At 61.9% G+C, this 13,883-nt stretch carries 10 protein-coding genes and 1 tRNA gene; 9 read left to right on the plus strand and 2 right to left on the minus strand.

The features are described 5' to 3' along the window. Positions 1-13: 13 nt before the first annotated feature. From WI26_RS01820 to WI26_RS01835, 4 genes are all read left to right on the plus strand, one after another. Entirely contained in the window at positions 14-772 is a 759-nt protein-coding gene (locus tag WI26_RS01820) for a cytochrome c1 (RefSeq protein WP_059449800.1), read from the plus strand. A 94-nt stretch (positions 773-866) separates the two neighbouring features. Further along, a complete protein-coding gene (locus tag WI26_RS01825) occupies positions 867-1,478 on the plus strand; it encodes a glutathione S-transferase N-terminal domain-containing protein (protein ID WP_006400565.1) in 612 nt (203 codons plus the stop codon). Positions 1,479-1,549: 71 nt separating this feature from the next. Then, a complete protein-coding gene (locus tag WI26_RS01830) occupies positions 1,550-2,071 on the plus strand; it encodes a ClpXP protease specificity-enhancing factor (RefSeq protein WP_059593715.1) in 522 nt (173 codons plus the stop codon). A 19-nt stretch (positions 2,072-2,090) separates the two neighbouring features. Further along, a tRNA-Thr gene (locus tag WI26_RS01835) sits at positions 2,091-2,166 on the plus strand. A 181-nt stretch (positions 2,167-2,347) separates the two neighbouring features. On the opposite strand, the gene WI26_RS01840 is transcribed toward WI26_RS01835, so the two are convergent. Continuing rightward, positions 2,348-3,049, minus strand: coding sequence for a hypothetical protein (locus WI26_RS01840; protein WP_155768725.1), 702 nt, complete (start codon positions 3,047-3,049; stop codon positions 2,348-2,350). Positions 3,050-3,476: 427 nt separating this feature from the next. Here WI26_RS01840 and WI26_RS01845 point away from each other — a divergent pair, with 427 nt between their 5' ends. Further along, positions 3,477-3,680 (plus strand): hypothetical protein, encoded by a 204-nt coding sequence (locus WI26_RS01845; protein ID WP_059449797.1) that lies wholly within the window; start codon positions 3,477-3,479, stop codon positions 3,678-3,680. A gap of 81 nt (positions 3,681-3,761) precedes the next feature. Here the strand turns inward: WI26_RS01845 and WI26_RS01850 are convergent, their stop codons facing one another. Then, the gene (locus WI26_RS01850) at positions 3,762-4,562 is read right to left on the minus strand and encodes a transporter substrate-binding domain-containing protein (protein WP_059468318.1); all 801 of its coding nucleotides are present in this window, start codon (positions 4,560-4,562) and stop codon (positions 3,762-3,764) included. A 360-nt stretch (positions 4,563-4,922) separates the two neighbouring features. Between WI26_RS01850 and WI26_RS01855 the strand changes: the two genes are divergently transcribed. The 4 genes from WI26_RS01855 to WI26_RS32065 all read left to right on the plus strand — a co-directional run bounded on the left by WI26_RS01855 (position 4,923) and on the right by WI26_RS32065 (position 13,882). Further along, positions 4,923-8,102 carry a type VI secretion system Vgr family protein gene (locus tag WI26_RS01855; RefSeq protein WP_069225057.1) on the plus strand — a complete coding sequence of 1,060 codons (3,180 nt, stop codon included), beginning with the start codon at positions 4,923-4,925 and terminating at the stop codon, positions 8,100-8,102. Between the two features lie 51 nt (positions 8,103-8,153). Continuing rightward, positions 8,154-12,794, plus strand: a complete 4,641-nt coding sequence (locus tag WI26_RS01860) for an RHS repeat-associated core domain-containing protein (protein WP_069225058.1) — start codon at positions 8,154-8,156, stop codon at positions 12,792-12,794. Next, the gene (locus WI26_RS01865; RefSeq protein ID WP_069225059.1) at positions 12,791-13,159 is read left to right on the plus strand and encodes a DUF7716 domain-containing protein; all 369 of its coding nucleotides are present in this window, start codon (positions 12,791-12,793) and stop codon (positions 13,157-13,159) included. The genes WI26_RS01860 and WI26_RS01865 overlap by 4 nt, the downstream gene beginning before the upstream one ends. A gap of 555 nt (positions 13,160-13,714) precedes the next feature. Next, positions 13,715-13,882 (plus strand): hypothetical protein, encoded by a 168-nt coding sequence (locus WI26_RS32065; protein WP_155768726.1) that lies wholly within the window; start codon positions 13,715-13,717, stop codon positions 13,880-13,882. Position 13,883 lies beyond the last annotated feature (1 nt).

Below are 13,883 nucleotides of genomic sequence, written 5' to 3' on the forward strand. Positions count from 1 at the left end.
AGGAGAGAACGACATGAAGAAACTGCTTTCAACGCTCGCGCTGATCGGGGCGACGGCCGTGGCGCTGCTGGCGGCGCCGGCCGTGCGCGCGGAAGGTAATTTTCCGCTCGACCGGGCGCCCGATAACACGGAAAATCTCGTTTCGCTTCAGCACGGCGCGCAATTGTTTGTAAACTATTGCCTGAACTGCCACAGCGCGAACCTGATGCGCTACAACCGTCTGACGGATCTGGGCATATCCCAGAAGGAGATCGAAAAGAATCTCCTGTTCACGACCGACAAGGTCGGGAACACGATGTCCGTCGCGATGCGGCCCGAAGACGCGAAGAACTGGCTCGGCACCTCGCCGCCCGACCTGTCGGTCGAGGAACGGGCGCGCGGCCGCGACTGGCTGTACACGTATCTGCGGAGTTTCTACCGCGACGATACGCGGCCGACCGGCTGGAACAACGCGGTGTTCGAGAACGTCGGCATGCCCCATGTATTGTGGCAACTGCAGGGGCAGCGCACTGCCAAATTCGAAGACAAGACGGACGAGGAGACGGGCGAGAAGGTCCACACGCTCGTCGGCTTCCAGCAGGTCACGCCGGGGACGTTGTCGTCGCCGGACTATGATGCTGCCGTGGCCGACCTGGTGGCCTATATGACATGGATGTCCGAGCCGGCCCAGCAGACCCGCAAGCGCCTCGGCGTGTGGGTGCTGGTCTTTCTCGGTGTCCTGACTTTCCTGGCCTGGCGGCTCAATGCCGCGTACTGGAAAGATATCAAGTAAACACGCCTGACCGGCGTGGGGCCGGCGCAAGGCGGAACCCGTGAAAGGGGTTGCGCTGCGTGCCGGCCCTCGGCTTTTTTGAGGAAACGCAAATATGATGGTTCTGTATTCCGGCACAACTTGCCCGTTCTCCCAGCGTTGCCGGCTGGTGCTGTTCGAGAAGGGCATGGATTTCGAGATCCGTGACGTCGACCTGTTCAACAAGCCGGAAGACATCTCGGTGATGAACCCGTACGGTCAGGTGCCGATTCTGGTCGAACGCGACCTGATTCTGTACGAATCGAACATCATCAACGAATACATCGACGAGCGCTTCCCGCACCCGCAACTGATGCCGGCCGACCCGGTGCAGCGCGCACGTGCTCGCCTGTTCCTGCTCAACTTCGAGAAGGAACTGTTCGTTCACGTCAGCACGCTCGAGAACGAAAAGGGCAAGGCAGCGGAGAAGAACCACGAGAAGGCACGCCTCGCGATCCGCGATCGCCTGACGCAGCTCGCGCCGATCTTCGTGAAGAACAAGTACATGCTCGGCGAGGAGTTCTCGATGCTCGACGTCGCGATCGCGCCGCTGTTGTGGCGTCTGGATCACTATGGCATCGAGCTGTCGAAGAATGCCGCGCCGCTGATGAAGTACGCCGAGCGGATCTTCAGCCGTCCGGCGTATATCGAAGCACTGACGCCGTCCGAAAAGGTCATGCGTCGTTGATGGTGCAATGAGTGCATGACGGAGCGGGCGGCGCGGCGTGCCGTGTGCCCGCTCCGGGTTCGAGGATTGTGATGCAAGAGATTTCAACGAAGCCTTATCTGCTGCGCGCGTTGTACGAGTGGTGCACCGATAACGGTTACACGCCGCATATCGCGGTGAGGGTCGACAACTCGACGCGCGTGCCGCGTCAGTTCGTGCGTGACGGCGAGATCGTGCTCAACATCAGCTTCGAGGCGACGAGCCAGCTGCAGATGGGCAACGAGTGGATCGAGTTCACTGCCCGGTTCTCCGGGAAGGCGCACAAGATCGAGATTCCGGTGGCCAACGTGCTCGCGATTTACGCGCGGGAGAACGGGCAGGGAATGGCGTTCCAGGTCGATGCGGTGGCGGGCGAAGGCGAGGATTCGGGTGCGTTCGAGGACGATGCCGAGCAGGCCGAGGAGGCGCGACGCGACGAGTCGCCCGCGGTGCTGACGCCGGTTGCGGATCATGGCGCGAACGAGGAGCCGTCCGAGGGGGCCGACGAACCGCCAAAAACCGACGGCGATGGTTCGAAAGGCGGCAGCAGACCTCGCCTCAAGATCGTGAAATGAGGTAGAATCTCGGGCTTACGCCGGCTTAGCTCATCTGGTAGAGCAGTTGATTTGTAATCATCAGGTGGCGGGTTCGAGTCCTGCAGCCGGCACCAAATTGAACGAAGGGCCGGGAGATTTTTTCTCCCGGCCCTTCGTCGTTTCAGCGCCGCGAACCGACAAACCCGACGCGGGGCGCGCGGCAAAGCCACTTCAGCGTATTGCATGTGCGCACGCGAGCACGCGGGATTTCCTTCACGCCCCGGCACCGACCATCCGCCAGATTGCCGCACGTCGCTAAGCGAGGCCGTTGCGCCGCAGCCAGTCCTTCAGGCAGTGCCTGCATACCGATTTTCCGCTTTCGAGCAGAAGGAGGCTGCGCTCGCCCGATTCCATTCGATAGACGCCGTCGGAAAGATCGACGTCTGCTCCGAGTGAGCGGCGAAGGAACGCTTCGTCGAACCAGAATTCGTTTTCGGCTTTCGACGAAACCACGACTACCTTCACTACAGGGCCGGGTGGCCGCGTGTCGCGCAGATCGATCAAGGCTGCCATGTCCGGGGACGTGCATGAACCGAAAACAATCCCGTGAATGCCGCATTTGACGAGCGGGCCGCTTACCGTCGCATTCTCGGCGACGATCGCCGTGTCGAACGCACGTGACGCCGGCGTCGGCGAGTGCGGTTGTTCGCCCGAACGCACGAGCAGTTCATCGAGGCAATCCGGGCAAACAGGCCCGCACGCCTGGTCAAGCAATGCGATCTTTCGTAGTTCGGTGACATGTGCGACGCCGCCGACATGGCTGGCCTCTACCGCATGCTCGTCCAGATCCGCGCGAGTCATCCATTTAATCTGGCTGCGTTTGGGCCGATCCAACGACACCCGCACCAATTCTTCGCGCTCGAATCGTCCTCGCTCGCGAATTCGGTCGCCAATACGTTTCGATGCCACTGTGAACGGCCGGACGCCATGTCTGGCGCACAACGTTGGAGACATCATCTGTCGTTACCTCGTCATCGGTTACTTTGTACGTGGGCCGACGCCAGCACGGTTGAGGAATGCCCACGCACGCTTGCCGCGCGCCGGAACGTCGGCTCCGCCGGCGTTGAGCACGTCCATCACGTGCATCATGCAACTGTTGTTGGACACGTCGTAGGCACCGTCGGACTCCCCTTTGGCGCCGCCTCTTTTATTGTCACGGCCGCGTCACGATGACCCAATAACGTTGCACGTCCCAGCGGTGGCGTACGCATCCAGCGGATCCGATGACATCGCCCCGCTCAGGGAGCGCCAGCCTCCTTGCGACGACGTGCCCTCGTCGCAAACGGCCGCGCATTTCCGCATCCCCATGCCATCGAGCCACTCCATCCGAAAACACGATCGACGCCGATCACACCGGATCGCGGACGATCAGGAGACAAGGACCATGCTGAGTCCGCACGAATTTTCGATGCTGCTGCGCGTTGCCCGCGCACCGGACAGTGTCGACCCGTCGAATCCGGCGTTCGCCGTGCTCGTTGAAAAGCGGCTGGTCGACGATACGCAGGTACGCGTGAATGCAGTGGCGGCGCGCCCGGCGCTTACGCCGATCGGCCAGATGCTGCTTGCACGCTTCGACGAAGCGGCTTGAGAGAAGGGAAGCGTGATGCAGATGGGCGTCACGCCTTCGCCGCAGCGAATGACGTGACGCAACACGAGCGCGGCGAACCGCTTATTGCGCGACCGGCACCGTCACATCGCTGCCGAACCAGTGCATCGAGATCTTCTTCAGCGAGCCGTCCTTGCGCAGCGAGTCCAGCGCATCGTTGATCGCCTTCTCGAACTTCGGATTGCCCTTGCGGAACGGGATCGCCATCTCCTGCTTGCCGCCGTTGAGCACCGCGCCCGAGCGCAGCGGCAGGTTCGACGTCTTGATCATGTACGGCAGCATCAGGCGATCGTCGAGCGTCGCCTCGATCCGGCCCGCGGCCAGGTCGCGCAGCTTTTCCGGTGCGCCGGGATACGTCTGCACCTCGATGCCCGGCACGCTGCGGGCCATCTGGTCATAGTTGGTGCCGAGCGTCACGCCGAGCTTCTTGCCCTTGAAATCCTCGAGCGATTTGAAGTTGCGCGTGTCGTCCTTGCGCTGGATCAGCTGCGCGGCCGAGTAGGTGTACGGCTCGCTGAAGTCGAGCACTTCCTTGCGCTGTGGCGTGATCGTGACCTGGTTGACGATCACGTCGAACTTGCCGGCCTGCAGCCCCGCGATGATCCCGCTCCATTCGGTCGGGATGAACTGGGTCTTCACGCCGAGCTTGCCGGCGACGGCGTTGGCGACATCGACATCGAAGCCCTCGAGCTGTCCCGACGTGCCGCGCGAGTTGAACGGCGGATACGTGCCTTCGAGGCCGACGCGCAGCACGCCTGCCTTCTTCACCGAGTCGAGCAGGTCTTCCGCGTGCGCGGCGACGGCCGTGAAACCGAGGGCCGACGCGAGCAGCAGGCCCGACAGCAGGAACTTCGAACGTTTCATCGCAGATCTCCAGTGTTCAGTGTGGTAATCGAGCGCCGGGCATCGGTCGTGCCCGGACTGGGGCCGGAATACGGGCACGTAGACACTACTCGCAACCGGGCCGCGCCGGAAGTCGAATTGGCCCTGATTGCAATCGATTTCAGCGGGCCGTGGGTGAGCAATTCACCGTGACGTCAGGGCGCGTGCGTGTCGAACAAGCGTTCGAACGATTTGCCCGAACAGCCCGGAATATGCGACGAAAAACTCTTTTAAATCAGGTTATTTTTCTGAGTCTCGCAGTAATTTGTCTGTAAAATCGCGCGAGCGAAATCGCATAGCGCGCCATCCGAGGGCGCGTCAAAAGAAGAAAAGGCCGTTGCCATGAACATGCAGAACACTGTTGCCGCCTTGCGCGGCGGGTTGCTTCAGCAGGACCGGCTGTTGAAGCTCGATACGCCGTTGGGCGCGAACGTGCTGACCGTGCAGCGGGCCGTCGGCCGTTCGCGCATCGGGCGCGCGTACGAATTCACGCTCGACGTGCTGTCGACCGACAGCGATCTGGAACTTAAAAAGCTGATCGCGCAGCCCGTTACGTTGTGGATCCAGCGGGGCGATCGCAGCTACCGGCCGATCAACGGATACGTCCACACCGCGCGCCGTCTCGGCGCCGACGGCGGGCTCACGACCTATCAGCTTACGTTCGCCGATTTCACCCATTTCCTGAAGTTTCGTCGCGACCAGCGCCTCTGGAACGACACGACCGTCGACCAGATCATCAGCGACGTGCTGAACCAGCATCCGCAGGCGCAGGGGCATTTCCGCTTCGCACTGTCGCAACCGCTGCCGAGCCGTTCATATACGCGCCAGCACGACACCGACTGGCATTTCGTGCATCGGCTGATGGAGAGCGAAGGCCTCTACAGCACATGGCAGCAGGCCGACGACGGCAAGTCGCACACGCTCGTGATCACCGACAACCTGCAGGCATTCGCGCCGCTGTCGCCGGAAACGGTGCGCTTCTATCGCGGCGGCGCGGCGAGCGAAGCCGACGGGTTCACGCAATGGTCGGGCTCGCGCACGCTGCAGAGCGTGACGCGCACGACGCGCACGTTCGACTACAAGAATCCTTCGCAGCCGTCGAATCCGAAGGGCACGACGCTGCCGACGATGGCCGGTCAGGGCGAATTGCCCGACCAGCTCGAGGTGTACGAGTACACCGGCGCGTACACGTATCTGGACCAGACGCGCGGCGACCATCTGACGAAGATCCGGATGGAGGAATGGGAATCGCAGGCAAAGCGCTTCCATGGCGCGGGCGGCGTGCGTGCGATCGACGCGGGCCGGCGCTTCACGCTGTCGGATCATCCCGAGCACGATCGCGATCCGGCCGACCAGCGCGAATTCGCGGCGATTGGCGTCGAGTGGTGGATCGAGAACAACCTGCCGGTTGCGAGCAGCAGCGCGGATTTCCCGTACAGCCTGCGCGAAGCGTTGACGCAGGCGCAGGAAGGCTACGGTGCCGACCCGGCGTTTCGCGTGCCGCACGACGACGGCTCGGTCGGCTTCTATCTGGTCGAAGTCGAGGCGCAGCGCGTGAGCGTGCCGTATCGCAGCCCGTTCGAACACGAGAAGCCGAAGATGCACCTCGAGACGGCGATCGTCGTCGGGCCGCAGGGCGAGGAAGTCTATACCGACGAGTTGAACCGGATTCGCGTGCAGTTCGTGTGGGATCGCCTGAACCCGGGCAACGAGAACGCGTCGTGCTGGGTGCGCGTCGTGCAGTCGGATACCGGCGCGGGCTACGGCGGCGTGCATGTGCCGCGCATCGGCGAGGAAGTGCTGATCGACTACGTCGGCGGCGATTGCGATCGGCCGCTCGCGGTCGGGCGCGTGTACAACGGCGCGAACCAGCCGCAGTGGCATAGCGACGGCATTCTCTCCGGCTATCGGTCAAAAGAGTATTCGGGCAGCGGCTACAACCACCTCGTGATGGACGACGCAACCGGACAGAACCGCGTGCAGCTGATGAGCAGCAGTGCGAACAGCCTGTTGCATCTCGGTTACCTCATCGACCAGAACGGCAATGCGCGCGGGTCGTATCTCGGCAGCGGCTTCGATCTGCGCTCTGATGCGTATGGTGCGGTGCGGGCGAGCCAGGGGCTGTACGTCACGACTCATCCGAAAGCGCCGAACAGCCAGCCGCTCGACGTGAAGGAAGCGCAGCAGCAGCTCGTGACGGGCGAGAGTCTGATCGAGGCGATGTCGGGCGTGAGCGAGCAGCATCAGGCGGAAAGCCTGAAGGATGCTCAGGACACGATGCGCGCGTTCACCGACGCGACGCAGGACAGCGCGTCCGGCAACGCATCCGGCGGGCGTACGGCAGGCGGCGGCACGGGCAGCGCGAATGCGTTCAAGGAGCCGGTGATGCTGTTCGGCAGCCCGTCGGGGATCGGGATGTCGACGCAACAATCGCTGCACATGGTGGCGAACGATCACGTGAACGTGGCGAGCGGACAGAGCGTGCACGTCGCGACGGGCAAGTCGCTGATCGGCAGCATCGGTCAGAAGCTGAGCCTGTTCGTGCAGAACGCGGGGATGAAGCTGTTCGCGGGCAAGGGCAAGGTCGAGATCCAGGCGCAGTCGGACAACGTCGAGGTGACCGCGCAGAAGTCGGTGAAGGTGGTGTCCGCAACGGAGCGGATCGAGATCGCGGCCGACCAGGGGATTCTGCTGACGAGCGGTGGCGGGTATATCCGCATCAAGGACGGCAACATCGAGATTCATACGCCGGGCGCGGTAGATGTAAAGGGCGCGTCGCATACGTTCGCGGGGCCTGCGAGCATGGGGTATCCGTTGCCGAGCCCGCGTCCGGACCAGCCGGGGCAGCTGGAGCTGTTTCACAAGTACGTGAATGGCGAGGCGGTGAAGGGCGGGCTGTTCACGGTGAGAGACGTGAACGGCGCCGTGCTGAAAAAGGGCGCGCTCGACAGCAGCGGCCATACCGTCGTGAGCGGTTTGCCGCCGGGCGCGGTACGGGTCGAATTCGGCAAGGACCCGCGCGAGTCGGATCAGCCGGCGAACTATTTCAAGCAGGCGAAGTGGCCGGCGGAGCCGGTCGCGCCGTCGCCGGAGGCGGCGCAGGCAGCGGCGAGCGGGCAACTCGCCAGCCAGCTCCAGGGAATGGCGCCCGCTGCGACCACGGCGGCGTTGGGGCTCGTGAGCGGTGGCAGTGCCGGCGCGGCGCTCGGCGGTCTCGCGGGTTCCGCATTGCCGGCTGCCGCGAGTGCGCTCGGTGGGGCAGGCGCCGTTTCCGCGCTACAGACGGCTTCGAGCCTGGGCGGCGCTGCGAAGCAGGTGGCCGGGATGGTGCAGGCCGCACGTCAGGGCGGGCTTGCAGCGCTCGCCGCGCCGGCTGCGAATGCGGCGTCCGGTGCGCTACAGAGCGCGTTGCCTGGCGTCGCTGGAATGGCGGGCAAGGGCACCGCGACGGTGGCGTCGGCGGCGGGTGCGACGGGCATGAAACTGCCGACGAGCGGGTTCGGCGGACCGCTGAAATCCTGAGAGGGCGGCTTGTCAGCCGTCTTGAAAAAAACGAATTGAACGAAGAACGACATGGCACAACAACTTCCACCGGGCGCCGAGAAGGAACAGGCCGTCACCTGGCTCAGTGATGTTTCGCCGAAGGACGTCGCGGCGGTCGGCAACCGCTTCGACGCATGGTTGCGCCGCATCAGCGGCAATCACATCACGTTCGAGGATGTGAAGACGTTTGCCGGCGCGGTGCCGATCGTCGGCAACATCATGGCGATGGTCGACGCGCTTGGCGATATTGCCGAGATTGTCGAGAAGCGCGGCGGGCAGGTGCTCGACTACATGAGTCTCGCGATCAATCTGCTCGGCATCATTCCGATTCCGCCGACGCTCGCACCGTTCCGGATGTCGGCGCGTCCGTTGCTCGCGCTCGTGCGTCACGAATTGCTGGCGACGCGCAACAACCTCGGTGCGGCGATCATCTCCGTGCTGGTCACGCACATCAATGCGACGTGCGCGACCGAGATCGAAGATTTTCTCAACAAGCTGAAGGCCGGCCTCGTCGAGCTGCTGGACGGCTGCGCGTCCAAGTCCGAGGAGATCATGCTCGCGCTGGCGACGGGCATGGACAAGGCGTTGCATGGCCAACTGTTTGACGCCAACGCGAATGTGAAGCGCCAGGAGCAGCTTGCGAAGAAGATGGCGGACAACCGGCCGTGGTATAGCCCGAGCCGTGTCGGCGACGGTATCCAGTTCGCATATGAAGGCACCAAGGCGCTCGGCAAGAAGGTGGTCAACAAGACGGCGGGCACGGTGGCGAAGCTCGCACCGGATGCGTGGCTCGAACCGTTTCGCGGCACGGTGACCTTCTTGCGGACCGAAGCGCCGAAGATCGCGACGTCGATCCGTTCGCTTGCCGGCAGCGAAGAAGGCAAGATGATGTGGCTCGTGTTGCAACTGATCGAAGCCGTTGGGCGCGTCAAGGCACGCTCGAAGCTTCATGAGCAGAGCGCCGACGTCAAGGCGGCCGGGAAGAGCCAGGCGAAGAAGACGCGCGGCCAGGAGGGACTCGAGAAAACCGAAGCGCAAGCGCCGGCCGAAGGAGCGGGAAAGAGCACGTGCAAGGCTTGCGGTGTCGGCGCGTCGCTGGCTTCCATCGATTTCGCGTTCGGCGACGAAACGTTCTCGCATGTGGATTTCGACCTGCCGGGCGCGCTGCCGCTCGTGTGGGGACGCACTTATCGCTCGCGGTTGTCGGCCTATGACAATGGCGAACTGGGTGCGCGATGGATCACGCCTTATACGACACGCATCGACGTCAAGAACGGTCAATGGATCTATCGCGATGCGGAGGGGCGCAGTATCGACTATCCGGCACTCGCGGTCGGCGCGGTGCACGACGATCTATCGGAAAACCTGACGCTGTCGCGACTCGACGATACGTGGGTGACGGTCGCGTACGGCCATGACGAACTGCACGTGTACGAGCGCCGTGGAGATGCGTTCCGGCTCGCGATGCAAAAGGATCGCGCTGGCAACACGATTACGTGCGACTACGATGCCGTCGATCGACTGGCGCGCTTGATCGACGCGAGCGGCAACGTGCTCGCGTTCGAGCATGACAAGCATGGCCGGATCGTGCTGATCGAGCAGGTGCTCGAGGATGGCGCACGCCGCGCACTGGCGAGCTACGAATACGACGCGAACGGCGATCTCGTGCGTGCAGTCGATCGCCACGGCAATGCGCGGACGTATCAATATCACCGCCATCTGGTGACGCGCTATACCGATCGGACCGGCCGCGGCATGACGCTCGAATGGGATGGCGCGGATGCCGAAGACAACGCGGATGCCAAATGCATACGCGAATATGCGGATGACGGCAGCCTCGATCTCCGGCTCGCATGGCATCCGAATATCCGCCTGACCTACGTGACCGATGCGCTCGGCCAGATGACGCGGTACTACTTCAATATCCACGGTTACGTGTACCGGATCATCCATCCGGACGGCAATCAGGAGTGGTTCCGTCGCGATGCGCATCACAATCTGGTTCTGCATATCCGTCAGGACGGCAGCATCGAGCGGCGGGATTACGACGCACGCGGCAATCTGATTCAGCATGAACGCGCCGACGGCAGCATCGTCGAGATGGCATACGACGACAAGGATCAGATGATCCGGCTCGTCGACCCGAACGGGAGTGTGTGGGAGCGCAAGTACGACGATGCCGGCAATCTCGTCGAAGAAATCGATCCGCTCGGGCACGCGACGAAGTACGGCTACAACGGCAAGGGCTTGCCGACCGAGATTACCGACGCGAAGGGCGGCTCGAAGGCCCTCGAATACAACGACGCCGGGCAGCTCGCGAGCTATACGGATTGCTCGGGCAAGAAGACCGAGTGGCGCTATGACGACATCGGTCGCCTGATCGAGAGCAAGGATGCGTCGGGCGGCATGGTCGCTTATCGTTACGGCCCGAACGGGCAATTGACCGAGATTCGCTCGCCGGCTGGCGTCGAGCAGGTGCAATACGACGCTGAAGGCCGGTTGTTACGGCATACCGATCAACTGAACCGGTCGACGCGATACGGCTACGACGCCGTCGGCCGAATTGCGAGTCGCGCGGATGCGCTCGGGCAGACGCTCGCGTATCGGTATGACCGTCTCGGCCGCCTGAGTGCGCTCACCGATGCGAACTTTGCGACGTACCAGTTTCATTACGATCCGGCCGGGCGGCTGATCGAGGAAGTCGGCTTCGACGGCAAGTCGACGCGCTATCAGTACGACAAGGAGACCGGCAGCCTCGTTTCGGTAGATGAAGCCGGCTGCGTAACGGCGATCGACGTCGATGCGAACGGCCGTTTGATGAAGCGTGTTGCCGGGCAAAGCGAGGAACGGTTCGCCTACGACCCAAGCGGCAGGCTGATCGACGCGGTGAACCGCTACAGCCGCGTGCAGTTCTTCTTCGATCCGGCCGGCAACCTCGTGCGCGAACATCACGCGTACGATCTGTTCGGCGAGCGGCGCAGCTACGTCTGGCATCACGAGTACGACGAACTCGGCAACCGGCGAAGAACGGTGCGGCCGGACGGGCATGTGGTCGATTGGCTCATGTATGGTTCGGGACATGTGCACGGGATGCTGCTCGATGGCGACGAGCGTGTGCAGTTCGAGCGCGACGATCTTCATCGCGAGACGGTGCGTGTGCTGTCGAGCAAGGTCGGGCAACGCACGCATTACGATCCGGCCGGGCGCGTGCTGCAGCAGACGATTCAACGAGCGACATCGCCGGCGCCGCTTGCCGAGCGACGGTATCGCTATGACACGGCGGGGCAGTTGTCGCGAATCGAGGACAGTCACAAAGGCGGGATCGACTATCGATACGATCCGGTCGGGCGATTGATCGAGGCGATCAGCCCGGTCGCGAAGGAACGGTTTGCGTTCGATCCTGCGAGCAACATCATCGATCCGGTGCGGAGCACGGAAACGCCGGCTTCCCGTCCGAGCCCGGTGCGGCCGGACAGCACGTTGCCGGTTGAGGTGCCGAAGGTGCTCGGCAACCTGCTGAAGGCGTATGCGGGGATGCACTTCGAGTACGACGCCCGCGGGAATCTCGTGCGCAAGCGTACGCCGGCCGGCGAGCAGGAATACGAGTGGGACCAGTTCAATCGCTTGATGTCCGCGCGGGTTGCGGAGACGTCGCGGCAGAGCCAGGCGCGGTATTTCTATGATGCGTTCGGCCGCCGGATTGCCAAAGAGGTGGACGGCGAGCGCACGGTCTTCGGGTGGGACGGTGACACGCTCGCGTACGAAAGTGATGGCGAGCGCGGCACGCACTATCTGTACGAGCCGGGGACATTCGTGCCGCTGGCGCAGTATGTGGCGGAGCCGGTCGAGGGAATCGCGACGCCGGAATGGAAGAGTACCGACCGCTATGTGCCGGAGGAAGATCCGCTGCAGAAGCTGCCGGAGCGGCGGGGTGATGCGGTGGTGTTCTATTACCACTGCGATCAGATCGGTACGCCGCAGTTGCTGACGGACGACGATGGCGATGTCGTGTGGGAAGCTTCGTACAAGGCGTGGGGTGAAGCGCGGGAGGTGATCGCGCGGGCGTCGAAGGCGGCGGGGATCGTCGCCAGGAATCCGTTGCGGTTTCAGGGGCAGCAGGGAGATGAGGAGACGGGGCTGCACTACAACCGGCACAGGTACTATGATCCCAACAGCGGCCGGTTCGTCAGCAAGGACCCGATCGGTCTCTCGGGCGGGATCAACGTCTATCAGTACGCACAGAACCCGGTTGCGTGGATTGATCCGCTGGGCCTTCGGAAGCGCCCTGGATGCCCCGGGAAATTTCACTCATTCCACGACTTCGATTTGTCGAAAGACAAGTTTTTTGCTAGCGATGCTGTGCAGTTTCGCTTAGCCAACAAGGCGTTGATCGACCGGATGAATACGGATGCTGCATTTCGTCGAGACATGTTGGGGCGGAACCCCGCCTTGTCCGACTGGATGAAGGACCCAGATTTAAGTAAGAGTCCTGTGGGAATGACGTGGCATCATAACGACGAACCGGGGAAACTGAATCTGGTTAGTTTCGACGATCATCGCGATAACCATGGCATTTACCATCCTGACGGGACTGGCGGCAGAAACAAGTGGGGCGGCGGTGAGCCAGGACGACGAGGAAAATTGGATTCAAGTACAGGGTGTCCAAAATGAGCGACTTCAAACATAAGACGTACCAGATCGAAGATTTCATAGCATTTGTTCAGGCTAAGCAGGATCGTTCGGCTCAGTACAACAGGGCTTTTCTCTACGATGTGTACGGGGATGATTCAGTTGAAGATTTGCTCCGGGAGGGGCAAACTATTTTTGTCGGCGACACCGTTCAAGTGGATGACAATGATGAAGAAATCTATCCGCGGGAAGTCAACGAGCGAGGATATGCATTTCTTTACTCAGGTGAAAATTTCCAGGCGGTTGTCGATCTTGCATATAAGCAAAAACCAACGGCTTCGGCGAAAGAAGTCATCCAGTGCCTGAACTACTACGCGCAACACGATGATTTCTTAGACTTGTACTGACGACTCGATTGAGAAACATCTTGGGGCCGCGTGAGCGGCCCTTGTTGTTTCTGGTTGCTGATGTCCGGAAATCGACCAACGCGCGGTTACTCATATGGCGGGGCGCCCGCAGTTCAACTGGAAGGACCATCTACTCGCTTGGGCTCAGAGCATTACGCAGCTACAAGCGTGCAGCGGCAAGCGGGCGGAGAATCGTACGCCGCCGAGCGAAGAATCGGTTACAAGGCAATTCGGCGAGCTGGTCTTCCCGCTCAGGAGGCGAAATGTCTATTTGCCGCGCATGTTGATCCATATTTCGAAAAGCTTGGGTTCACCGGGGACTCGCCAATGCGAACCGTGAAGAATCGGCGATAGGAGGTAGCATGGAACGTAAGTTGATGGATTATCCAATGTACGCGCCGTTGGTGAAATATATCTACGAGGAGATGAGGTAAGGTCATTTTGATGATCTAGTATGCCAAGGTCAGCTGCGCCGAGCTCCGCGTCAGAGTACACAACTGCGCTCGAGGCTTGCTTGGGAAAGGAAGTGAGGGGGCGATTCCTGATGAAGCTCTAATGGACGGATATGTATTTGAGATTGATGGGCAGAAATTGGATCGCTTATCCATCGAGGTGCCGATCTTTTCAGAAGATGGACGTTCGGATGCTTTCGCGGTTTTTCGGGTGAAGAAGGACGATCCTGCGCAGCCAACGGTGTACCTGTACGACATACTGGAGCCGTAAC

It is taken from the genome of Burkholderia diffusa (genome assembly GCF_001718315.1).
Classification (GTDB): Bacteria; Pseudomonadota; Gammaproteobacteria; order Burkholderiales; family Burkholderiaceae; genus Burkholderia; species Burkholderia diffusa_B.